26 protein-coding genes are annotated in these 23687 nt (G+C 43.9%); 23 read left to right on the top strand and 3 right to left on the bottom strand.

Translation table 11 applies throughout. From position 1 onward, the window contains the following. The first annotated feature begins 13 nt into the window (after window positions 1-13). The 4 genes from J2Z37_RS11345 to J2Z37_RS11330 all read left to right on the top strand — a co-directional run bounded on the left by J2Z37_RS11345 (window position 14) and on the right by J2Z37_RS11330 (window position 3571). The gene (locus tag J2Z37_RS11345; RefSeq protein WP_209810386.1) at window positions 14-787 is read left to right on the top strand and encodes a ParA family protein; all 774 of its coding nucleotides are present in this window, start codon (window positions 14-16) and stop codon (window positions 785-787) included. Further along, window positions 768-1610 carry a ParB/RepB/Spo0J family partition protein gene (locus J2Z37_RS11340; RefSeq protein WP_209810385.1) on the top strand — a complete coding sequence of 281 codons (843 nt, stop codon included), beginning with the start codon at window positions 768-770 and terminating at the stop codon, window positions 1608-1610. The genes J2Z37_RS11345 and J2Z37_RS11340 overlap by 20 nt, the downstream gene beginning before the upstream one ends. Window positions 1611-1701: 91 nt before the next feature. Beyond that, the gene (locus J2Z37_RS11335) at window positions 1702-2859 is read left to right on the top strand and encodes an aminotransferase class V-fold PLP-dependent enzyme (RefSeq protein ID WP_209810384.1); all 1158 of its coding nucleotides are present in this window, start codon (window positions 1702-1704) and stop codon (window positions 2857-2859) included. Window position 2860: 1 nt separating this feature from the next. Beyond that, window positions 2861-3571, top strand: coding sequence for a DUF554 domain-containing protein (locus J2Z37_RS11330; RefSeq protein ID WP_209810383.1), 711 nt, complete (start codon window positions 2861-2863; stop codon window positions 3569-3571). 19 nt (window positions 3572-3590) lie between these two features. Here the strand turns inward: J2Z37_RS11330 and yyaC are convergent, their stop codons facing one another. Further along, window positions 3591-4193 carry a spore protease YyaC gene (yyaC, locus tag J2Z37_RS11325; protein ID WP_209810382.1) on the bottom strand — a complete coding sequence of 201 codons (603 nt, stop codon included), beginning with the start codon at window positions 4191-4193 and terminating at the stop codon, window positions 3591-3593. A gap of 117 nt (window positions 4194-4310) precedes the next feature. Between yyaC and J2Z37_RS11320 the strand changes: the two genes are divergently transcribed. From J2Z37_RS11320 to J2Z37_RS11260, 13 genes are all read left to right on the top strand, one after another. Further along, on the top strand, window positions 4311-5342 hold the full coding sequence (locus J2Z37_RS11320) for a YkvI family membrane protein (RefSeq protein WP_209810381.1): 1032 nt from the start codon (window positions 4311-4313) through the stop codon (window positions 5340-5342). Between the two features lie 13 nt (window positions 5343-5355). Continuing rightward, complete coding sequence (locus J2Z37_RS11315; RefSeq protein ID WP_209810380.1) at window positions 5356-5604, top strand: putative Se/S carrier protein; 249 nt, start codon at window positions 5356-5358, stop codon at window positions 5602-5604. Window positions 5605-5672: 68 nt separating this feature from the next. Then, the gene (locus tag J2Z37_RS11310) at window positions 5673-6518 is read left to right on the top strand and encodes a mechanosensitive ion channel family protein (RefSeq protein WP_209810569.1); all 846 of its coding nucleotides are present in this window, start codon (window positions 5673-5675) and stop codon (window positions 6516-6518) included. Between the two features lie 39 nt (window positions 6519-6557). Next, window positions 6558-6761, top strand: coding sequence for a DUF951 domain-containing protein (locus J2Z37_RS11305; RefSeq protein WP_209810379.1), 204 nt, complete (start codon window positions 6558-6560; stop codon window positions 6759-6761). A 93-nt stretch (window positions 6762-6854) separates the two neighbouring features. After that, window positions 6855-7955, top strand: a complete 1101-nt coding sequence (gene ychF / locus J2Z37_RS11300) for a redox-regulated ATPase YchF (protein WP_209810378.1) — start codon at window positions 6855-6857, stop codon at window positions 7953-7955. A 108-nt stretch (window positions 7956-8063) separates the two neighbouring features. Continuing rightward, window positions 8064-8351: a 30S ribosomal protein S6 gene (gene rpsF / locus J2Z37_RS11295; RefSeq protein ID WP_209810377.1), complete on the top strand. Its 288-nt coding sequence runs from the start codon at window positions 8064-8066 to the stop codon at window positions 8349-8351. Between the two features lie 25 nt (window positions 8352-8376). Further along, window positions 8377-8838: a single-stranded DNA-binding protein gene (gene ssb, locus J2Z37_RS11290; RefSeq protein WP_209810376.1), complete on the top strand. Its 462-nt coding sequence runs from the start codon at window positions 8377-8379 to the stop codon at window positions 8836-8838. Between the two features lie 23 nt (window positions 8839-8861). Beyond that, window positions 8862-9101: a 30S ribosomal protein S18 gene (rpsR, locus tag J2Z37_RS11285; RefSeq protein ID WP_209810375.1), complete on the top strand. Its 240-nt coding sequence runs from the start codon at window positions 8862-8864 to the stop codon at window positions 9099-9101. Window positions 9102-9173: 72 nt separating this feature from the next. Further along, window positions 9174-10115, top strand: a complete 942-nt coding sequence (locus J2Z37_RS11280; RefSeq protein ID WP_209810374.1) for a YybS family protein — start codon at window positions 9174-9176, stop codon at window positions 10113-10115. Window positions 10116-10127: 12 nt separating this feature from the next. Then, on the top strand, window positions 10128-12089 hold the full coding sequence (locus tag J2Z37_RS11275) for a DHH family phosphoesterase (protein WP_209810373.1): 1962 nt from the start codon (window positions 10128-10130) through the stop codon (window positions 12087-12089). Continuing rightward, window positions 12089-12535 carry a 50S ribosomal protein L9 gene (gene rplI, locus J2Z37_RS11270; protein ID WP_209810372.1) on the top strand — a complete coding sequence of 149 codons (447 nt, stop codon included), beginning with the start codon at window positions 12089-12091 and terminating at the stop codon, window positions 12533-12535. Before J2Z37_RS11275 ends, rplI begins: the two co-directional genes overlap by 1 nt. A 30-nt stretch (window positions 12536-12565) precedes the next feature. Further along, a complete protein-coding gene (gene dnaB, locus J2Z37_RS11265; RefSeq protein WP_209810371.1) occupies window positions 12566-13909 on the top strand; it encodes a replicative DNA helicase in 1344 nt (447 codons plus the stop codon). 210 nt (window positions 13910-14119) lie between these two features. Continuing rightward, the gene (locus J2Z37_RS11260; RefSeq protein WP_209810370.1) at window positions 14120-15409 is read left to right on the top strand and encodes an adenylosuccinate synthase; all 1290 of its coding nucleotides are present in this window, start codon (window positions 14120-14122) and stop codon (window positions 15407-15409) included. A 346-nt stretch (window positions 15410-15755) separates the two neighbouring features. Here J2Z37_RS11260 and J2Z37_RS11255 read toward each other — a convergent pair whose 3' ends face one another. Further along, window positions 15756-16130, bottom strand: coding sequence for a hypothetical protein (locus tag J2Z37_RS11255; RefSeq protein ID WP_209810369.1), 375 nt, complete (start codon window positions 16128-16130; stop codon window positions 15756-15758). Window positions 16131-16368: 238 nt separating this feature from the next. Between J2Z37_RS11255 and J2Z37_RS11250 the strand changes: the two genes are divergently transcribed. The 6 genes from J2Z37_RS11250 (at window position 16369) to J2Z37_RS11225 (ending at window position 23411) form a co-directional block, all read left to right on the top strand. Next, a complete protein-coding gene (locus J2Z37_RS11250; RefSeq protein WP_209810368.1) occupies window positions 16369-17844 on the top strand; it encodes a M23 family metallopeptidase in 1476 nt (491 codons plus the stop codon). Window positions 17845-17965: 121 nt separating this feature from the next. After that, the gene (gene yycF, locus J2Z37_RS11245; protein WP_209810367.1) at window positions 17966-18676 is read left to right on the top strand and encodes a response regulator YycF; all 711 of its coding nucleotides are present in this window, start codon (window positions 17966-17968) and stop codon (window positions 18674-18676) included. Window positions 18677-18681: 5 nt separating this feature from the next. Then, a complete protein-coding gene (gene walK / locus J2Z37_RS11240) occupies window positions 18682-20484 on the top strand; it encodes a cell wall metabolism sensor histidine kinase WalK (protein ID WP_209810366.1) in 1803 nt (600 codons plus the stop codon). A 23-nt stretch (window positions 20485-20507) separates the two neighbouring features. Next, window positions 20508-21875, top strand: coding sequence for a YycH family regulatory protein (locus tag J2Z37_RS11235; protein WP_209810365.1), 1368 nt, complete (start codon window positions 20508-20510; stop codon window positions 21873-21875). Next, on the top strand, window positions 21823-22599 hold the full coding sequence (locus J2Z37_RS11230) for a two-component system regulatory protein YycI (protein ID WP_209810364.1): 777 nt from the start codon (window positions 21823-21825) through the stop codon (window positions 22597-22599). Before J2Z37_RS11235 ends, J2Z37_RS11230 begins: the two co-directional genes overlap by 53 nt. 23 nt (window positions 22600-22622) lie before the next feature. Beyond that, on the top strand, window positions 22623-23411 hold the full coding sequence (locus tag J2Z37_RS11225) for an MBL fold metallo-hydrolase (protein ID WP_209810363.1): 789 nt from the start codon (window positions 22623-22625) through the stop codon (window positions 23409-23411). Here the strand turns inward: J2Z37_RS11225 and J2Z37_RS11220 are convergent. After that, window positions 23408-23644 (bottom strand): hypothetical protein, encoded by a 237-nt coding sequence (locus tag J2Z37_RS11220; protein WP_209810362.1) that lies wholly within the window; start codon window positions 23642-23644, stop codon window positions 23408-23410. The two genes, J2Z37_RS11225 and J2Z37_RS11220, sit on opposite strands and share 4 nt — an antisense overlap. Between the last annotated feature and the right edge of the window lie 43 nt (window positions 23645-23687).

Here is a 23687-nt window from a genome sequence, read left to right as displayed (position 1 = left end):
AGAGGTGAAGTAGATGGGGAAAGTCATCGCGGTGGCTAACCAAAAAGGGGGCGTGGGAAAAACCACAACCTCTGTCAATCTGAGTGCATGCATGGCTGCTTTAGGCAAAAAAGTCTTGTTAATCGATATTGACCCACAGGGTAATGCGACAAGCGGTATTGGCGTGAATAAAGCGGATATCCGTTATTGCATATATGATGTTTTAGTGAACGATATGGATCCATTGGATGCCATTTTACCGACAAGTATAGAAAACCTATTTATAATCCCAGCTTCGATTCAACTGGCAGGAGCTGAAATTGAATTGGTTCCCACTATTTCAAGGGAAGTCAGACTGAAAAAGGCCCTTGAGTATATTCGGAGCAGATATGATTTTATCCTTATTGACTGTCCGCCTTCCTTAGGGATTCTCACTTTAAATTCACTTACAGCATCAGACTCTGTGTTGATTCCTGTACAATGTGAATTTTATGCCTTGGAAGGGGTAAGCCAGCTTTTAAATACGATTCGCATGGTTCAAAAGCATTTAAATACATCCCTTCAGATTGAAGGGATTCTTTTAACGATGTTTGATGCTCGCACAAACCTTGGTATTCAAGTTATTGAAGAAGTCAAAAAGTATTTCCGTGAAAAAGTGTATCAAGCTGTCATTCCTAGAAATGTAAGATTAAGTGAAGCACCAAGCCACGGACAAGCGATTATCTCCTACGACCCCAAGTCCCGTGGTGCGGAAGTGTACATGGATTTGGCGAGGGAGGTGCTGGAACTTGGCCAAAGGACTTGGTAGAGGATTAGACGCCTTGATTCCATCGTTGGAAGTTGAGGTGAACGATCAGATTATCGAAGTAGAATGTAGGGACATCCGTCCCAATCCTTTTCAGCCTAGAAAGGAATTTGATGAAAAGGCTTTGGATGAGCTAGCGGAATCGATTAAGGAACATGGTGTGATCCAGCCTTTAATTGTCCGAAAAAGCATTAAAGGGTATGAATTGGTTGCCGGAGAACGAAGATTACGGGCTTCCCAAAAGGTGGGGATCCAGAAGGTTCCTATCGTCGTTCGTGATTTTACAAATGAACAAGTGATGGAAATCGCCTTAATTGAAAACCTGCAAAGGGAAAACCTCAATGCCATTGAAATCGCTGTTGCATATGAGAAAATAATGAAACAATTCTCCTTGACACAAGAGGAATTAGCAAAAAAAGTAGGGAAAAGCCGTCCACATGTTGCCAACTTTTTGCGACTGCTTCAGTTGCCAAAGGAAATAAGAGATTATGTTTCACGTGGAACATTGTCGATGGGACATGCAAGAGCTTTGTTATCTGTTGAACAAGATGCATTAAAATTAAAGATTGCGCAAGAAGTAATTAAAAAAGATTTGAGTGTTCGGCAAGTTGAAGAATGGATTAAAGAATTAACACAGGGTGTTCCACGTGAAACAAAAGAAAAAGTAAAGAAGGATGTTTTTATCGTTCAATATGAAGAGCGGTTCCGAGATGCGTTTGGAACTTCTGTTCATATCAAAAAGGGAAAAAATAAAGGGAAGATTGAAATTGAATTCTATACAAATGAGGATTTGGAAAGAATTATGGAGTTAGTAAAGAAAGGGTAAACTACATTAATGGTTATGTTGATTCGTGTGGTTGAACAACATAGCCTTTTCTTTTTGTAAAATGGACATCAAGTGGGAGGGGAGTTAGAACGTGCGTGTGGTTTATTTGGATAATGCGGCTTCCACCTGGCCGAAGCCGCCAGAAGTAAAGGAAGCGATGAATGAATGTCTTGATCAATTTGCTGCCAACCCTGGGCGTGGAGGGCACCAATTGGCAATGAGAGCCAGTCGGGCTTTATTCCAGACGAGAGTCAACCTTGCGAAACTCTTCCATATAAAAAATCCGAATGATATGATCTTTACCTCCAATGCAACGAGTGCTTTAAATCAAGCGATCAAAGGATGGCTCAAAGCAGGGGATCATGTCATTACAACGACCATGGAGCATAATTCGGTTCGCAGACCGCTAGAGTTTCTTAAGAAAGAACAGGGGGTATCCATCACCTATATCCAGCCTGACCAAGATTTTCTCTTTTCCTTGAATGATTTTGAACAGGCGTTTACGGATCAGACTAAATTGGTTGTGGTGAGTCATGCCTCCAATTTAATCGGTACACTGGCACCTATTAAAGAAATAGGTGAACTCTGCTCACGTTATCAAGTTCCTTTTCTCGTAGATGCCTCGCAATCCGCAGGAATTATGCCTATTGATGTGCAGGAAATGAACATCACCATGTTGGCTTTTCCAGGGCACAAAGGGCTGTACGGACCACAAGGAACAGGTGGGCTGTATATTGATCCGACACTAGATCTTGTTCCTTTGCTACATGGAGGAACGGGAAGCCATTCAGAGTCCATTGAACAACCGATGACTCGTCCGGACCGTTATGAAAGCGGTACAGCAAATACTGTAGGAATTGCTGGACTCGGGGCTGGAGTTGAATTCGTATTAAGAACAGGTGTGGAGAAGATTAATCAGAAAGAACGAAAGTTAACCAACGCCCTTTTGGACGGGTTGGCTGGGATCGATGGGGTAAAGGTGTATGGTCCGGACAAGTCGGTGGAAAGGGCGGGGGTAGTTGCATTTACATTGAATGGAATCGACGCTTCGGAAGTTGCCTTTCTATTGGATCAGCAATATGGGATTGCTGTACGAGCCGGTTATCACTGTACCCCATTAGGTCATGAAACGATCGGGACAATGGGAATAGGTGCCGTTCGGGCGAGTTTTGGATATTTCAATGAACAAGAAGATGTCACTGCATTGCTTGAAGCGGTGAGAGAAATTCAAGGAGAATTGGGGAAGTAGCATGGTATTGTGGGGAACGATTATCAATACGATGGCGATCATTTGTGGTGCCTTGCTTGGAAGTCGGTTGACGAAGATTAGTGAAGGTGTAAAAAACACGATCATGCAAGGGATCGGAATGGCTGTATGTATCCTAGGAATCATGATGGCTTTGAAAACGGAACAATTCATTATCGTACTGGCAAGCTTAGTTGTTGGTGGGATCCTGGGAGAATGGATGCGCATTGATAAAGGCTTGGATAAAATCGGGAAGTGGGTGGAAAGCCGTTTTGGTCAAAAGGGAAATAAGAATCTGGCCACTGGTTTTGTGACAGCTACACTTGTCTATTGTATCGGAGCGATGACCATCCTAGGGGCATTGGATAGCGGGTTAAGAGGGAATCATGATATTTTATATACAAAATCAATTCTGGATGGTTTCACCTCGATTATCTTCGCCTCTACGTTGGGGATTGGTGTGATTTTCTCCGCCATTCCAGTTTTTCTTTATCAAGGATTGATTGCCCTTGGAGCTACCTTTATTACTTTATTCGTCAGCGATCAGCTATTGAATGCGATCATTGTGGAAGTGACGGCCGTCGGTGGGATCCTGATTGTAGGAATTGGATTGAATATCCTGGAAGTAAAGAAGATCAATGTAGCAAATCTGCTCCCTAGTTTATTAGTAGCAGCTTTTGCGGTCTGGCTTTTATCAAAACTATCAATTTTATAACAGCAATAAAGCTCAGCAGCTAAAAGGCTGTTGAGCTTTTGCGTTGGTCTCTCAAATAAAGATTGGTGGAATGGAAAAGGGAATGAGCAATCATATCTGCCATTTTCATCACAATGCTTAGACGTGTGTTTTGCAGGACAAAATATTCCATAAACCCGCCGATGTTGACAATTCCAGTAATATGGAAGGTGCCAATTTCGGGGAGTTCTTTTTTTACACCTGCTCCCGGTTTTAGAGGGCCGTCTGCTACTTGAATATGGCCGACACTAGTAAATTGACCGAGACAGGCATCAACGGCAATAATTAGCGACTTCGGATGCTTCGTTTCTACCTTTTCTATCGTTTCTGCAAGGTTGACCGCATGCACAGGCTCATCAATCGTTCCATACACATGAACGCCGGTTGGATACATTTTCTGCAATTGACTCCCCACAAGAGGACCTAGCGAATCTCCTGTAGAGCGATCAGTCCCAATGCAAAAAATGACAAGCTCTTGAAAAGCACCATAATTCACGATCCGTTTATAGAGATGGGCTGTCAATACTTCTGAAGCCGTATCTTGGGAATAATCGACTTTGAATGGGGAGATAGGGTGCACCTGGAAAAACGGTTTTCGTTTCATCGGCTCCTCCATGGAAAAAATTAGTATTACCAGTATACGGCGATTTGAAAAATAATATACGTTTGGGACATTCTTTCCCCCACGTTTTCATATGATTTCTACGTGGGGGGATGTCCAATGGCAGTATGGAGAGGATTAAAGATAGGGTTTACGATTATCGGGACCACGATTGGTGCTGGATTCGCATCAGGGAGGGAAATGTGGGAATTCTTCACCTCCTATGGCAGGGATAGTCAATACAGTTTATCTCTTGCCATGGTGCTTTTCTTTGTGACAGTAACGATTGTACTTTGGATGAGTGCTAAACCGGGAATTTCCAATTATTATGGAATATTAAGAAAGTTGATGGGGAAGAGGCTTGCTTCTATTTTTGATATTTTAACGATGCTTTATTTGCTTTCGATGTCGATTGTGATGTTTGCCGGCAGTGGGGCAACCTTTTCTGAATGGAATTTTTCCTACGCTTTTGGAGTTTTTTTTATTGCTCTGATGGTTTTTCTTGTTTTATTATTTGACGTAGATGGGTTAATGTCCATTCAATCATTTATCATCCCTATTTTAACGGGGGTTCTTCTTTTCGTTTACATTAAATTTCTTACAGGGGACTATGAAGGGGCGCAAACCATTCTAGGAAACGGGTATGTCTCTTGGCCTTCAGGAATCACCTATGCAGCGTTAAATGTTGTTCCATTGATTGCTGTTGTATCAACCTTAGGGAAGGAATTGCGCTCGAAAAAGGAAATCTGGGTTTCATCCATTGTTAGTACAGGTGGACTCGCCCTGATTGCCATTCTAATGAATAGCTCATTGTTGAAGGCAGGGCATGAAATTGGGCTTTATGAGATTCCTTTGTTTGCTCTCCTGAAGGGATACCCAACGGCAATGATTGTAGTTGTTTCAGTCATTTTGTGGTTTGCTATTTATACCACAGCGTTAAGTGGTGTCTATGGCATTGTATCCCGCATTTCTTCGTGGTTTAAATCGCCGAACTGGTTGATTTCTCTTGTTCTAATTTTGATTATGATTCCTTTAAGCAATTTTGGTTTTTCAACATTGGTTGCAGTCTTATATCCAATCTATGGTGTGCTAAATCTATTTGTCTTGGCACTCATTATCCTTTATCCTATAAGTTATAAGACGGAAAGATAGGCAGTGAGGGAAGATGGGGACGGTATTAATTGCTTTTGATTCAACACAACAGGCGCTTCACACAGAGATGCTGCTAGAGTACGCAGATATAGACATTGATACGAGACCGACGCCGAAGGAAATCACAGCTGGATGTGCACTGTCCATTGAATTTCCGGAGGAGGATTTTGCTCAGGCGCTGCAAATTATGATTCAGGAAAAAGTCGAGTTTCGTGGATTTTTCCGAAAAGTATTGAACGGATATGAACAAATTGAGCACTAATAAGGCATGGAGGGGAAGCGGTGGAAAATCAATTGACGGAGTCGGCTCACTGGTTTGAGTCGATTTATATGGGCATCTACGAGCAGGTTACAAATACGGATTTGTGGATGACCGTTGGCCAAGCTATTTTTAAGATCATATTTATCATTATCATTGCCAGAATTCTCGTGAACCTGGTTTCCAATAGTGTGAACCGGATTTTTCGCAAACGGGAAAAGCTCCAGCTGAACGAAAGACGCGTGGAAACCATGCGTAGTCTAGTGAATAATGTGACATCCTATGTGATCTATTTTGTTGCCATTCTCCTCATTCTGGCGCAGTTTGGATTTAACCTTGGACCCGTTTTAGCTAGTGCAGGGGTGGTTGGGCTGGCAGTAGGATTTGGCGCACAAAACTTAGTCCGTGATGTCATTACCGGATTTTTTATTATCTTTGAAGATCAGTTTGCTGTCGGTGATTATATTCAAACCGGTCAATTTTTTGGTGAGGTCAAGGAGATTGGCCTTCGCATCACGAAAATTAAAGGATATACAGGAGAAATTTTTATCATTCCAAATGGAAGTATTACAGAGGTCACAAACTTTTCCATCCAAAACAGTTTGGCCGTTCTTGATGTAAGAGTCGCATACGAGGAAGACGTGGATCAGGTGATTGAAATTTTAAATCAGTCATTAAAGGATGCGCCAACAATCATCGAAGATATAATTGCAACACCAGAGGTGGTGGGGGTTCAGGATCTCGGACCGTCTGAAGTGCTCATTCGTGTGACTGCGGAATGTAAGCCGATGGCCCATTTTGCTGCAAACCGGAAACTGCGGAGTTTAGTGAAAAAGATATTTGAAGAAAAAGGGATTGAAATCCCATATCCAAGGTTAGTGACCATGCCGCAAAAGGATATGAAAAACTTCTTGTAATGAATAAATAGCATCTTATAAAGGAGTTGAACGCAGTTGGTGGAACGAAAGCAATTTTCTTTGGGTGATATCGTAGAAATGAAGAAACCACATCCTTGCGGAACAAATGCCTGGCGTGTGATTCGAATGGGTGCTGACATTCGAATCAAGTGCACAGGATGCGACCATAGCGTCATGATCCCTCGTATGGAATTTGAGAAAAAAATGAAGCGAATGATAAAAGAAGCAGTTAAAGAAGAATAGCCTTTCTAAGTGATCTCTTTTCTTTAAGTATGCAGATAGTTTATAATAGAAGTGTTTTGTTATGATGACAGTAAATAAGGGGAGTTCTATAGAATGTCAAGATCAGTTGGGATCGTCGGTTTGCCTAACGTAGGGAAGTCGACGTTATTTAATGCCATCACACAGGCGGGGGCAGAGTCTGCCAACTATCCTTTTTGTACCATTGATCCGAATGTGGGGGTTGTTGAGGTTCCTGATGAGCGGTTGGACAAGCTGACAGAGCTGGTTATACCGAAGAAAACAGTTCCTACAGCCTTCCAATTTGTCGATATTGCCGGTCTTGTCGAAGGAGCGAGCCGCGGCGAAGGATTAGGGAATAAATTTTTGGCCCATATCCGGGAAGTGGATGCGATTGCCCATGTCGTCCGTTGCTTTGAAGATGAAAATATTACGCATGTTGCGGGTCGTGTGGATCCAATCAGCGATATTCAGATTATTAACCTAGAATTAATCTTGGCGGATTTAGAATCCGTGGAAAAAAAGATGGATCGAATCGGCCGCAAGGTGAAATCGGGAGATAAAGAAGCAAAGGTTGAACTCGATGCTTTAACGAAACTGAAGGAAGCCTTTGAAGCAGATCTTCCAGCCCGAAGTGTGGATTTATCGGATGAGGAAAGGGTTGTTGTGCGCGATCTGCATCTCTTAACGATGAAGCCGATTTTGTATGTGACAAATGTAAGTGAAGACGGGTTGTTAGAGGCTGATTCCAATCCGTTGGTACAGCGTGTTCGAGATTTCGCGGCGAAAGAAGGCGCTGAAGTGGTTGTGATTAGTGCTAAGGTAGAAGCTGAGATATCTGAGCTCGATGGTGAAGATAAAGCGATGTTTCTAGAAGAATTGGGATTACAGGAATCGGGATTAGATCGTCTGATTAAAGCAGCGTATCATCTTTTAGGCCTAATCACCTATTTCACCGCGGGTGTTCAGGAAGTAAGAGCATGGACGATTCGCCGCAACATGAAGGCGCCACATGCTGCAGGTGTCATCCATACCGATTTTGAACGTGGATTTATTCGTGCCGAAGTGGTTTCCTATGATGATCTCGTTGCATGTGGTTCGATGAATGCGGCAAAGGAAAAAGGATTAGTCCGTTTAGAAGGAAAAGATTACGTGGTGCAAGATGGAGATATTATGCATTTCCGTTTTAATGTTTAAGCTTGTCCTGGAAAAGTAAATCTGCTATAATAATCAAATGTGAGTGTGAAATTGATTTTCTCGCTCCTTGCCCTTCGGGGCCGTCTAGTCCAAAAGGAGGTGAATGGTATGCGTAAATATGAAGTAATGTACATCCAACGTTCTGACGTGGAAGAAGAAAAAAGAAAAGCAAACGCCGACCGTTTCAATGCGATTATCACCGATCGTGGTGGAGAAATCGTGAAGGTAAACGAAATGGGTAAGCGCCGTCTTGCTTACGAAATCAACGATAATCGCGACGGATATTACACTTTGACCAATTTCCAAGCTAATTCTGAAGCGGTAAGCGAACTTGAACGGATCATGAAGATTTCTGACGAAGTTATCCGTTACTTGATTATCAGAGAAGACGACTAGTCTTAAACTCAGGGGGAGGGTTTATATGATTAACCGTGTCGTTCTTGTAGGAAGATTGACGAGAGATCCTGAATTGCGCTATACACCATCTGGTGTGGCTGTTGCAACCTTTACACTTGCCGTCAACCGACAATTCAACAACGCCCAGGGAGAACGCGATGCAGACTTTATTAATATTGTTGCTTGGCGACAGTTGGCAGAACTATGTGCCAACTACCTAAAGAAGGGCTCACAAGCGGGGTTAGAAGGACGTTTGCAAACTCGCTCTTATGATAATAAAGAGGGAAAACGAGTGTTTGTAACAGAAGTCGTGGCGGATAACGTGCAGTTTCTTTCACCAGCAGGGGAAAGAAGAGAAGGAAGCGGCAGTGGCGGTGGATACAGCAATCCTCCAGCTGGAAGAAGACAGGATGATTTTATGAACAACGATCCCTTTGCAAATGACAGTCGGACAGTAGATATTTCTGATGATGACTTACCATTCTAAAAACTTGAGAAGGAGGGATTGAGATGGCAAATCCTCGCGGAGGAAAACGTGGAAAGCGCCGTAAGGTGTGTTATTTCACAGTAAATAAAATCACCAAAATCGATTATAAAGATATTGACGTGTTAAAGAAATTTGTCAGTGAGCGTGGGAAGATTCTTCCTCGCCGTGTAACAGGTACTTCTGCGAAGTATCAACGTCAATTGACTAGAGCCATTAAACGTGCTCGTCAAATCGCTTTGCTACCGTATACAACTGAATCTTAAAAAAAAGGAAATAGGGGGCACAACTTTGTGTTCCCTTTTTCTTTCATATGCCTAGGCAAGGAGCGGATGTCTTTGCAAAACCGTGTTCGATCAATGCTGGAAGGTGCCCTTTTAAGCGGCGTATTTTTAATTTTACTGTTCGTAACGTTATATACACCTTTGGGAATAATCACAGCGATGGCTTTACCTGTTCCGTTTACGATTTATGCTGCAAGACATGACGTGAAAAAGTCTCTTCTCATGATTCTGGCAAGTTCATTGCTAACCTTATTCATCGGCGCGCTGCCCTCGGTGTTTAGCGCCGTTTTTGCTGGGGTGCTGGGCATTGTGATGGGGACGTTATACCGCAGGCAAGGGAAAGCTACAGCCGTTTTTCTAGGAGGAACGGTAGCGGGTCTTATCTTTTTTCTATTGAGTATTTTGGCAAGTTTCCTCTTCTTTAAGATTAATCCCATTACATCGATTCAAACGCTTTTACAAGAATCTCTGGAAATGTCACAGTCTATGCTCGATCAGTTGGGGGCTACAGATCCCAAACAGATGGAAATGATGAGAGAATTGGTCAAGCGGATTACCCAATTGGTTCCGATGCTGTTAATTGTCGGTTCTGCCCAATTCGCTTTAATTAATCATTGGTTATCCCGGAAAATATTAAACCGTCTGGGCACACCTGTTGCTTCGTTTCCCCCATTTCGTGATTGGAAATGGCCGAAATCTGTGATGTATTACTATCTTATTGTCTTAATTCTATCGGTTTTTCTGGCAAGTTGGAATTCGCCGCAATGGGTTGAATTAATATTAGTGAATCTCAAGCCAATTTTGGATATTATGTTGATGATTCAGGGACTTAGCCTGCTCTTTTTCATATGCTATCATAAAGGATGGGGCAAAGGCCTTCCCATTTTTGCTGTCGTCTTGGTATTTATTTTTCCCCCATTCCCTTTTATACTTAGTTTAGTAGCGATTTTTGATTTAGGAATGGATTTACGGAGCCGTTTCATAAGCACAAAATAAGGAGCTGAATCTATGCAGAAGTTCCTCCTCAAGCGTTGGCATGGATTACATATGATAATAGCCTTTATTTTATGTATTATTTTTATAGGGATATTATCTTTTTACAATTGGTTCTATGCGATTATTGGACTGGTCGCTTTGATCGGTTTAGCTATTTTTATCTTTCGCGCTGAACAGGCATTTCGTCGAGATTTGCAAAGATATATAGCGACCCTAAGACACCGGGTGAAAAAGGTCGGAGATGAAGTAGTAGGGGAGATGCCGATTGGGATCTTGTTATACAGTGAGGATAAAAAGATCGAATGGTATAATCCCTACATGCTGAAAATTACGGGTAAGGAATCGCTATCAGGTCAAGACCTTTTGGATGTAATCCCACAACTGGCAGAATTAAATAATGGGAAAAAGAAAATGGAGATTATCTATAATCAAAAGATTTATGAGGTGATCTCGCGTGTCGAGGAAAGACTCTACTACTTTACGGATGTGACAGAATACCGGGAGTTACTCCTTCGTTATAATGAAGAAAAGGTCGTTTTTGCCATCATTCATTTAGATAATGTCGATGAAGTAGCACAGGGCATGGACGAACAAAGTCGTGCACTACTTTTGTCCAATGTGACTACAGCGATTAATGAGTGGGCCCAAAAATATAAGATGTACATCCGGAAATATGCCTCCGATAAGTTTTTAGCCATTATGGATGAAGGCACATTGCAGCGAGTGTTAGAAAGCCGTTTTGAGATTTTGGACGTCGTTCGTGAAATGACCGCAAAAAACAAGCTGCCTCTTACCTTAAGTATTGGTGTGGGTGCCGGTGATGATGAATTTGTCAAGCTTGGTGAGATGGCACAGTCAAGTTTGGATATTGCGCTCGGTCGCGGTGGCGATCAGGCTGCCGTCAAGCAAGGGGATAAGACGACATTCTACGGCGGAAAATCCAATGCAGTAGAAAAACGGACTCGCGTTCGGGCAAGAGTCATTTCACATGCGCTTCGTGATCTCATATTGGAAAGCGATGTTGTGCTCATTATGGGCCATAAATTCCCAGATATGGATGCCATTGGAGCGTCGATCGGGGTGCTCAAAGCAGTCCTTGCTAATGAAAAGAAGGGATACATCGTCCTTGATAAAGTCAATCCATCGATTGATCGGCTGATGGCTGCGGTGGAAGAGCATGAATATCTGATGAATTATTTTGTCACACCCGAGCTGGCCATAGGGATGGCGACCCGGCGCTCGTTAGTCGTCATGGTAGATACCCACCGTCCTTCGATGACGATTGAGCCGAAGATCTTACAATCGACCAATCGTGTCATGGTCATTGATCATCATCGACGTTCTGAAGAGTTCGTCGAAGATCCTGTTCTTGTCTATTTGGAGCCCTATGCTTCCTCCACTTGTGAACTGGTGACAGAGCTTTTACAGTACCAAAGCGAAAAACTGAACATGGACAATTTAGAGGCAACAGCCCTGCTTTCTGGAATTGTGGTGGATACGAAAAGCTTCGCTTTCCGGACTGGCGCTAGAACCTTTGAAGCGGCTTCTTTCTTAAGGCGTAACGGGGCAGAACCGGCGATTGTCCAGCGACTGTTAAAAGAAGAATTGGATCAGTATATCAAGCGTTCCAAAATTGTTCAGAATACAGAGATTCTCTATGATATCTTCGCCATTTCAGAAGGGGATTCCGAAGAGACGTACACCCAGGTCTTGATTGCCCAAGCTGCTGATACCTTGCTTACAATGTCAGGGATTCAGGCAGCATTCGTCATTTGCAAACGGCCTGATAATATGATAGCAATTAGTGCACGTTCATTGGGTGAAATCAATGTACAGATGATTATGGAGAAAATGGGCGGAGGCGGGCATTTAACAAATGCGGCTACCCAGGTGAAAGAGCTCTCCATGCAAGAAGCTGTTAATCAACTGAAGGCATTGATTAAGCAATACCACGAAACAGGGGGGAAATTGTAATGAAGGTTATTTTACAAAAAGATGTGAAGGGACAAGGGAAAAAAGGTCAATTGGTTGAGGTTTCTGAAGGGTATGCAAGAAACTTCTTATTTCCTAAAGGTCTGGCAGTAGAAGCAACAGGAGGCAACATCAAGAACTTCGAAAACCAGAAGAAAAGTATGGAAAAGCGCCAGGAAGAAGAAAAGGAAGAAGCAAAGAAATTTGCCAAAGAACTTGAGGATATTACAATTACCATTCCGGTTAAAGCTGGGGAAGGTGGACGTTTGTTTGGCGCTGTTTCAACCAAACAAATTGCAGATGCCTTAAAACAAGCGAAATTAAATATCGATAAACGAAAACTAGTATTAGATGAACCGATCAAGACTTTGGGATATACGAAAATCCCTGTTAAGCTGCACCATGATGTAATGGGAACGCTCAATGTTCATGTGGTCGAAGAAAAATAATGAAATCCCAAAGGCGAGGTGAGTAGAACGATGAGCGATATCCTTGCTGATAGAACTCCGCCCCAAAATATCGAAGCTGAACAGGCCGTATTAGGGGCCATTTTTTTGGAGCAAGAAGCAATTGTCACAACAAGTGAGATTTTAAGACCAGAAGATTTCTACCGAGGCACCCATCAGCGAATCTTTCAGGCCATGCTTGAGTTATCAGAGAAGTCGGAGCCCGTAGACCTCGTGACGGTCACGGCGTTGCTGGAATCTAAGAAACAGCTCGATGAGATCGGCGGGGTATCGTATTTGACCGATTTAGCCAATGCTGTGCCGACCGCAGCCAATGTAGAATATTATTGTCGGATCATCGAGGAGAAGGCTATCCTCCGGCAATTGATTCGCACTGCGACTAAAATTGTCACCGATGGGTACAACCAGTCGGATGAGCTTCAATTCATGCTATCGGATGCCGAGCGAAATATCATGCAAATCTCGCAAAAGCGCTCCTCCGGAGGATTTCAACATATCAAAGATGTATTGATGGACGCCTATGAACGAATTGAAACGCTATCGACGAAAAAAGGGGATATTACCGGGATTCCAACCGGATATCCCGATTTGGATAAAATGACTTCTGGTTTGCATGGTAGTGAATTAATTATCCTAGCTGCTCGTCCTGCCGTAGGGAAGACCGCCTTTGCCTTGAATGTCGCGCAAAATGTGGCAGCTAGAGCTGGGGAAACGGTAGCGATCTTTAGCTTAGAGATGGGCGCTGCACAGCTGGTGATGCGGATGATCTGTGCGGAAGGAAATATTGATGCCGGGAAAATGCGGACAGGTTATTTAGAAGAAGACGACTGGCGCAAATTGACAATGGCGATCGGGAATCTGTCAAAGGCCCCCGTGTTTATCGATGATACCCCAGGGGTGACGATCAACGATATTCGTTCCAAGTGCCGTCGTTTAAAAGCGGAGCAAGGAAATGTCGGCCTTGTGTTGATCGACTATCTGCAGCTCATATCCGGTCGGGGAAGTGACAACCGCCAGCAGGAAATATCCGAGATCTCCCGATCACTGAAGCTGTTGGCGCGGGAATTGAATTGTACCGTCATTGCCCTCTCGCAGTTGAGCCGTGCTGTTGAACAAAGGCAGGATAAACGCCCGATGCTCTCCGATATCCGGGAGAGTGGAGCGATTGAGCAGGATGCGGACATCGTTGCCTTTCTCTATCGGGAAGATTATTATGACCAGGAGACAGAGGAGAAGAATGTGATCGAGGTCATCATCGGGAAGCAAAGGAGCGGTCCAACAGGAACCGTCAAGCTCGCTTTTCTGAAGGAGTACAATAAGTTTGTCAGCTTAGATAATACACATCAGGAAGCGTAGGGTTGGACCACCGATTGGGTTTATCGGTGGTTTTTTTTCATAATCCATGTGTAAAAAAAAGGAGAGTGTAAAACCTAAGATAGATGAAGATTGACCCCCATTACGAACATATAAAAATAGGTTAACTCCTATTGTTCGTGTTTCGCATTGACAAGGTGGGGGTTAGGTTGTACACTAGGAATGTTTAAAAGAGCAGGAGGTGTCAGGGTTATGTCATCTGTCGTCGTTGTTGGAACCCAGTGGGGGGACGAAGGAAAAGGAAAAATCACTGACTTTTTAGCCGAAAAGGCGGAAGTTGTGGCCAGGTACCAAGGAGGAAATAACGCTGGACATACGATTGTGTTCAACGGGAAGAAATATAAGCTTCATCTGATCCCATCGGGGATTTTCTATAAGGATAAGATTTGTGTGATTGGAAATGGAATGGTTGTCGATCCAACCGCACTTGTTAAGGAATTGGAGTACCTTCATGGATTTGGGGTAGATACAAGTAACTTACGGATTAGCGATCGTGCCCATGTCATTTTGCCTTATCATTTAAAGATTGATCAGGTGGAAGAAGCCCGCAAAGGGGCAAATAAGATCGGTACAACTGGAAAGGGTATTGGACCAGCTTACATGGACAAAGCTGCGCGAATTGGGATCCGAATGGCTGACCTATTGGACCGCGCAGAATTTGAAAAGAAGTTGACCCGTAACTTGGAAGAAAAAAATCGCTTATTTGAAAAAGTATATGATACAGAAGGCTTTACTTTGGAAAGCATCTTGGAACCATATATGGAAGCTGCGGAAGTTATCCGTCCTTATGTAGTCGATACTTCGGTTGTCCTAAACGATGCCATTGATGCTGGAAGAAGGGTATTGTTTGAAGGGGCACAAGGGGTCATGCTTGATATCGACCAAGGTACCTATCCATTTGTTACTTCCTCCAATCCTGTCGCAGGTGGGGTTTGTATCGGATCTGGCGTGGGTCCAACGAAGATTAACCAGGTTGTTGGGGTCGCCAAAGCTTATACCACCCGTGTCGGTGATGGTCCATTCCCAACTGAACTGTTGGATGCAACCGGAGATCATATCCGCGAAACAGGGAAAGAGTATGGAACAACAACAGGCCGTCCTCGCCGCGTAGGCTGGTTTGATAGTGTCGTTGTTCGCCATGCGCGCAGAGTGAGTGGAATCACCGGCTTATCGTTGAACTCCATCGACGTATTAACCGGAATCCCGACCCTGAAGATTTGTACAGCATATAACTATAAGGGTCAAGTGGTAGATTCCTACCCAGCCAATTTAAATATGCTTGCCGATTGCGAGCCGATTTATGAGGAATTACCAGGCTGGACAGAAGACATTACCTCCTGCAAGACGTTAGAGGAATTACCGGAGAATGCACGTCACTATATTGAACGTGTGAGCTTCTTAACAGGGATCCCAATTGCGGTTTTCTCCGTGGGACCTGATCGTGATCAGACGAATGTAGTGAAAAGTGTGTACGGACTATAGAGTAAAGAAGGTAAGGATGGCGTGAGCCATCCTTTTTTAGTTTTTTTATACGTGGGGAGAGAGCAGGAAATGAATGATGTGGGGGTGAATGGGGATTAACAGGAAAAAAGTCGGTCACGCTGTCTCGAATCTGGTCCAATCGGGACAGGGTGCGGGAAAAAGAGAGAGATGCTGTCTCGAATCTGGTCCAATCGAGACAGGGTGCGGAAAAAGGAGAGAGATGCTGTCTTGAATCTTAATCCAACTATGCTATCCGAATGGTTCATATCCTTCACATACCCCTTCATCCAGATTCCGTACCCCAATTACCAAAAAAATCGGCCCTCACCAGAGCCGATCCCCATAACTACATATTCCCACCATATTGCTGTATAATCTGCTCTGCCTGCTCGGCTTGGTCTTCCGGGACAACCGCGGTCAATAGCACGCCATTGTGGACCTCAGGCATCATCCCATCGCCATCGGACATTCCACTTGCACTAACATCTGTGGCGGCGAGAATGCTGGCGGACTTTGAGGAAAATTCTCCATCTAAAGTCATATGGGACAATCCGGAAAAATTACTTGTCAGTGGGTTCATGACTTCCTGGATTCCTTCCCCTGGATAAGGGCTAATTTGGTCCACTTGAATAGCTTCAAACCCCGCTTGACGCAAGGCTTTTTCTGCTGCCTGGGCATCATCGATGGAAGCAAAACCTGCGAAAAAATTGCGTTCTTTCATCGGTCAATTCCTCCTTATTATTGGTAAATCGGACAATCCGTTTGTCGGATCTTGTTGGAACTTAGATAAAAAAGTAAGAAAAATGCTTGAACAAGTCTGAAAGCTATGCTATTTTAATAGATGTGAAACTAGGTCGAATTAGCTAGTATTACCAAATATGCTATGAATATACATATTGACATGCTTTCCCTTTGATTGACATAAAGATTAGCTCAATTAAGTGAAGAAGGAGGCGCCAATGGTACCGATCGATCACGCGAAGTCTTGGATGAAAGAGAAGCTCGTCCAAGGAATCGCTGCAGCCAAAAAAAATAAGCTGAAAGCCACTGCTGGCCTGCTTGTTGTTTCATTGTTTGCAACGGGTTCAGCACTAGCTAGTCATTATTATAATGCAAATACTTCAACCCTATACCAAGTTGTGGTGGATGGAAAGAAACTTGGATTTGTTGATGATCCAGAATTAGTTAAACACTTTATTGCGCAGAAGATTACCCAGGAGAAACATCAACTGGGTACCGAGAATGTTCAGTTAGTCAATCGGGTTGAATATGCAGAAGAAGAGACTTCCCGGGGAAAAGCGGATAATCAAGAGGTATTAGCAGCCCTTCAGAAGAACATCGAGCTAAAGGTAGCCGCCCAAGCCGTAATCGTAGATGGTCAGGTGGTTGGATACGCAGATCGCAAAGAAACAATTGATTCAGTGATGAATGAAATCTTGGGTCAATATGGACCGTTACCTGTAGCGAACGATAAGAAACAAACCGTGAAAATGGCATCCGTTCCTGAAGAAACGAAGAAACCGCTGTATAGTGAACAGGTGAAATTTAAAGAGGATGTGGAAGTGCAAAATGCATCCGTAGACGCGAGCAAGGTATTGACCAAGGATGAATTAAAGAAGCTTTTGGTCAAAGGTTCACTTGAGGAAGTAAAACACACAGTGAAAGAAGGAGATTGTCTCACCTGTATTGCTGCACAGTATGACATCACAACGGAAGATATCTACCGCAGCAATCCTGGCATTACTGAAGATACTCTGCTTCAATTAGGAGATCAAATCACAGTTACTGCCTACCAACCGAAGGTGACCGTACAGACAGTCATTGAAAAGCAAGTGGAAGAGCCCATTGATTATCCGATTCAGACCGAAGCAAATGAGGATCTATACCGCGGCGAAATGAAAGTGATCCAGCAAGGAAAAGAAGGCCTGAAACAAGTCACTTACAAAGTGATTAAGGAAAATGGGTTGGTCAGTGAAAAGACAGTTTTGGATAAAAAGGTATTGCGTGAAGCGATCCCCAAAATTGTTGAGCGTGGAACCAAGGTGAAGCCAGACCGTGGGGATGGAAGTTTCGCTTGGCCTACTTACGGCGGACGAATCACAAGCAATTATGGCTCCCGTTGGGGAAGAATGCATAAAGGTCTTGATATCGCAGGTGTTTCTAACAAGACAATCAAAGCAGCCGACAATGGTAAGGTGAAACTTGCTGGCTGGAATGGTAATTATGGGAATTGCGTGATTATCGACCATGGAAATGGATATCAGACAGTATACGGCCATCTTAGCTCAATCTCCGTATCTGTTGGGGATACCGTGGAAAAGGGCGAAAAGATTGGTGTAATGGGATCTACGGGAGATTCAACGGGGACTCATCTACACTTTGAAATTAAACAGAACGGAAAGATAACCAACCCCATTAAGTTTTTACGTGGATAGGATAAGAAGGGCTTTCCTGAAAGGTCATCATTGACTTTTTGGGAAGACCCTTTTTCTTTTTCATCTTTTCATCGTTTTGACATGGTATGATAGAAGGAAGGACAAGATGGGAGGAAAGCCCATGGAGAAAAAGATTTTAGTTGTTGATGATGAAAGACCGATAGCAGATATTTTAAAGTTCTCCTTAGAAAAGGAAGGGTATCAGGTGGTTTGTGCCTATGACGGTGAGGAAGCCATTGAACGGGTGGAAAAAGAATTACCAGACCTGATTTTGCTAGATATCATGCTCCCCAAAAAAGATGGAATGGAAGTTTGCCAAACCGTTCGTCGGCAGCATGACATGCCGATTATTATGTTAACCGCAAAGGACTCTGAGATCGATAAGGTGCTTGGATTGGAGTTTGGTGCGGATGATTATGTAACAAAGCCTTTTGGCACAAGGGAACTGCTTGCCCGGGTGAAAGCCCATTTGCGCCGGATGGATCGAGCAACCAGCAAAAAGGAAGAATCGACCGATCATCTGATTCAGATTGGAGAAGTGGAGATTGATCGGGTTTCTTACCTTGTAAAAAAGGCAGGGAATATAGTAGATCTGACGCAGCGGGAATATACCTTGATTCATTATCTTGCTAGCCACCCGGGTAAGGTGATGACACGGGATCACTTGCTGCAATCTGTCTGGGGCTATGATTATTACGGCGATGCGCGAACAGTCGATGTCACGATTCGCCGCTTACGGGAAAAGATCGAAAGCGATCCGAGCAATCCGGAATACATTATTACCCGCAGAGGGTTGGGCTATGTGTTTCGAAACCCTTCCTATGAGAGTTAGAAACGATGAGATTCAAACTTTTTAAGTCGGTAGAATGGAAGGTCGTTGTTATCTATATTCTACTCATCCTTGTATCGATGCAGGTGATCGGGGCTTATTTCATTCGCGAAGTGGAAAACTATTATGTCAATAATTTCACCGAAACGCTTAATACGCAATCTCACTTGCTTGCTGTCAACTTGCAAAGATATTTGGATTTGGATATGGAGAATGATCAGGAGAAAGTCGAGGAGAACCACCAGAAGGATATCGATTTTCTAGTCAATAACCTGCTGGCTTTGCGGGATACTGAGGTTCAGGTAATCGACCGCAACGGGGTGGTGTTGTCCACAACAGAAGAGGAACAAACGATTATTGGACAAAAAAACACCCGCGAAGAGGTCAACCTTGCCCTGCTTGGCACAAGGTATGAGGATACGCAAATTAATCCACAGACCGGGCATCGGGTTAGGGTGTTGGCGGTCCCTATTAAAAATGGGCTGCGAACCCTTGGTGCCTTATATATGGTTGCTTCCATGGAAGAAATGTATGAAACGCTGCGGCGGATTAATAGCATCTTGTTAACGGCGACCATTATTTCCCTGTTGATGACAGGGAGCTTGGGGATTTTGTTGGCAAGAACAATTACGAAACCAGTCAAGGAAATTACCAAACAAGCTGCGGTCATGGCTGAAGGGGATTTTAACCGCCAGGTTAAGGTATATTCTGATGATGAAATTGGTCAGCTGGCACAGGCTTTCAATAATTTAACCAAGCGGTTGCGGGAAGCCCTCAGTCAAAATGAAGAGGAAAAGGAAAAACTTAGTTCCATCTTAACGAATATGAGCGATGGCGTTATCGCAGCGGACAAGGATGGAAACATTCTGCTGATGAATGCACGGGCCTGTGAGATGTTGCAGGTTGAGGAAAACCTGGTGTTAGGGAGGAATTTGGCCGATGTCCTGCATCTTTCGGAAGAAGAGGCACGACCATTAATTCACGGGAATGGTTCCTTTTTGGTAAAGACAGAAGGGGATGGGGAAACGATCATTCTTAAGGCGACCTCCCGAAAACTAAAGGGAAGTGAGCTAATGAGCAAGGGCATCATTACTGTTTTGCAGGATGTAACAGAACAGGAAAAGCTGGAACATCATCGAAAGGAGTTTGTTGCCAATGTATCCCACGAGCTTAGGACCCCGCTTACCACGTTAAAAAGTTATTTGGAAGCTTTGGAGGATGGGGCGGTTACCGACCCGGAGATTGCCCCGCGCTTTGTCCGTGTCACCCTAAATGAGACGGAAAGAATGATTCGTTTAGTGACAGACCTTTTGCAGCTTTCTAGGTTGGACTCCAAAAAAGGGGAACTAAGAAAAACCTCAGTTCATATCGGGCAATTACTCACGGACGCCATTGAACGGTTTTCCGTGCAGTTTGAACAAAAGCGCATGAAAGTAGAAATGGACCTTCCCACTTGGATGCCTTTTATCCAGGCTGATCGAGATGGAATTACTCAGGTCATTGACAATGTATTGTCGAATGCTGTGAAGTATTCCTACCCGGATACGACTTTAAAAGTGAAAGTTCAGACCGTCCAGGAAACGATTCAAATTGAAATGGAGGACCAAGGAGTGGGCATACCGAAGCGGGATTTAACACGGATCTTTGAACGCTTCTATCGGGTCGATAAAGCGAGATCACGTGAGATGGGGGGAACGGGACTAGGTCTTTCTATTGCCCGAGAAATTATTTCCGCCCATCAAGGTGAAATCAAGTTGGAAAGTGAAGTGCAGCAAGGAACCAAAGTGACGATTACTTTGCCGATTGATTAAGGATGACCGGGAGGAGGAGAACCGTGTGGGTCGATAAAGCGAAGACTGTCGTATTAAATATTCTTGTGGTAATAAGTCTACTTTTGTCGTGGTTTTTAATTAACAGTCAGCCTAAATATGATTATTTGCATCCTGCTGAATATGTGGAGCGGCAGCCGATTGGCGAGAAGAAGGAGCTTAATCAGTTGGTCAAACCACAGCAAATGGTTTTTCATCTAGGACAAGAACGATTTACAGCGGCTCTTCCGGAAACGGTGCATTATCGGATTATTTCACGAGAGATGGAAAAGTGGTATTTCTTTAATTTTCGATCCGTTCACCTTAGCCCCAAGGAATGGGAGCAAACGATGAGGCAACGGAAGGCTTTGGAGATTATCTATCATACGGCGGTACCGATGGATATTATGGGAGAAATTTTTACGTTTCGAGGCAAAGCGGAAGGGTTGTCCGCTGTGAAGCGGATACTGATCTATATAGACAAGGACGACGAGGAAACGTATGTAGTTTTTACCGATCAAGAGGGCAATCAGCTGGAAGCGAGGACGGCGATCACTTCCCGTGATTTGTCCCAATTCTATCTTTCACTTGGAACCGCTCTGCCCGAACAAACGGCCTATGCCTTGGGCGATGAGGACCAACATCAGTATCTTTATTTGCCTAAAGAAGCTTCTGTGATGAAACAATTTCAATATTTCTATCAGCCGATCTCGGTCTCGCAGATGATTCAATCTTTGTTTGTCGATCCCACACTGATTCGTCAAGTGACGGAAAGGGATGGAACCACGATTTATACGGATGGAAGCAAAGGGGCGCAGATCACACCGAACCAGAGGTCTCTTCATTTTCAGGATCCGATGGCAGATTCGGTCGATTCTCCCTCCAGTCAAAGTCATTTTCATAGTGTCTTAAACTTCTTGAATGAACATGGCGGTTGGAATGGCCAATACATTTTGGAAAGCATTCGAAATATGCAAGAGGAGGAGTCTTATGGATTTCGGCAATATATCGGTTCCCATCCCATTTACGCTGGACGTGGGGAGATGTTGGGGTCGATTGAAGTTGTAACCAAACAATCCTATATTTCTTCCTTGCACAGATCACTGATTAATGTAGACACCTTTTTTCATCATGAAGATATCGCGATTATTTCTGGGGAAGAGGCGATTAAGCGGTTCGCTGAGCGTAACATCACCCTAAAAGACGTGGAGGAACTTCAGCTTGGGTACCGGGCGATTATTAACGATAACCATATTCGTTTTACCCCTGCATGGATTGTGAAGTTGCGGGGAAAAGAGAAGGAACCGATCTTTATTGATGCGGAACAGAAGGAGGAAGCCGATGGATTGGAGAAGAGCCAAAACCCTGCTCATCATAGCCTTCCTTCTGCTTGACAGTTTTTTGGCTTTTCAATTATGGAGCGGCAGGCACGAAGGGGTTGAGGTTGGGGAGCAGTTTCTCAGTGGATCGACCAATCTGCAGGATGTTTTGCAGGCTCGTGGAATTACACTGAAAGTAGAAACACCCACCGATACGCCTGTGATGAACTACCTAAATATAAAATATGCGGACTTCCGAACTACGCAAGTTCAGACATTGCCAAATCAATCTGGGGATCGGATTGGAAATGTGTTGCAATCGCGTTTTCATGAGCCGATTCCCTTGCCCGAGGATCAACGGGAAGCGTTAAAAAACCGGTTGAAAGGACAAATACTCTTTATAGACGAGTATGAACGAGATCCTGCTGTTACGGACAAAGATCGAATCCGTTATTTACAGCAATGGAACTCTTATCCACTTTTTGGAGCAACACTGGACTTAAGGTTAGTTGATCAGCGGATCGTAGGCTATACGCAGGCTTACTATCAGGTCGTTAACAAAGGGTCCGGAAAGAAAGTGATCTCATCCTTGACAGCAACCCGGACATTAATTGAAAATGGTTTTATTAAAAATGGGGAAACCATCGATGCGATTGATCTAGGCTATTACGGTCATACGTATGATGCGGAAATTCAGGTGCTTGCGCCTGTTTGGCGGATCTGGCATGCGGGAAAGGTTGATTACGTCAATGGAATAACCGGTGTCATTGAAAAGATTCCGTCTCTACCGAAGAAGTAAAGGGATAGTGGAGGAAGTAAAAAATGAGATTTAGTATACTAGCAAGCGGCAGCTCGGGAAATGCCATTTTAGTAGAAACAGACCAAACCAAAATTTTAGTCGATGCTGGACTGAGCGGGAAACAGATGGAAGCACAATTAAGAGAAGTAAACGTAGATCCAAAGAGCCTCGATGCGATCCTGGTCACGCATGAGCACTCCGATCATATTAAAGGAGTGGGAGTGCTCGCCAGGCGCTACGACCTGCCCGTATACAGCCATGAGAAAACGTGGGCAGAGCTGGACCGTTTAATTGGTGAGATCCCCGAGTCGCAAAAATTTCTCTATGAGGAAGGGGAAGTCAAGCACTTTGCCGATTTGGAGATTGAAAGTTTCGGGATTTCACATGATGCTGCTTTTCCCATGGGATTCTGCTTTTATCAAGGAGAGAAAAAGCTTACCCTGGCCACCGATTTAGGTTATGTTAGTCAGCGGATCAAGGAAAAGGTAAAGGGCTCCCAGGCGTATATCTTCGAATCCAATCATGACGTGGAGATGCTGCGTATTGGTCATTACCCGTGGAATGTCAAAAGACGCATCTTAAGCGATGTCGGGCATTTATCAAACGAAGACAGCGGGCTTGCCTTGAGTGAAATCTTGAATGGATCAGGGGAAAAAGTGTATCTGTCACATCTAAGTAAAGATAATAATATGACGGAACTTGCCAGGTTGACGGTCAAAAATATCTTAGAGGAGAACGGGTTTGTCGTCGAAAAGGATGTCAAATTACTCGATACTTCCCCAACCAAGCCGACGCCAATCGATGAGATTTAACTACTAGTGAATCTGGAATTGTCCAAGGCTATGCCATCAAGGGATAGCTCCATTTCCAGGTCCTCTGCCTTTTGCAGAATTTCCTTGCGCGTTAAGACTCCCTTTGCTACGAGCAGTTCAACAATGGCGGTTATAATAAGTGTATTTTTGTAGTCGACATCTTTTAGATCGGCGATCTGGGCAATGATCTCAACCTCTTTAAAGGGATGATAGGAAGGTTTCACAGGTTTCATCCTTTCTATGAATGGGTATACTTTTAACAGAATAGCCTAATTG

The organism is Ammoniphilus resinae, from assembly GCF_017873965.1.
GTDB lineage: Bacteria > Bacillota > Bacilli > Aneurinibacillales > RAOX-1 > Ammoniphilus_A > Ammoniphilus_A resinae.
This window is presented reverse-complemented; position numbering and strand designations above follow the sequence as displayed.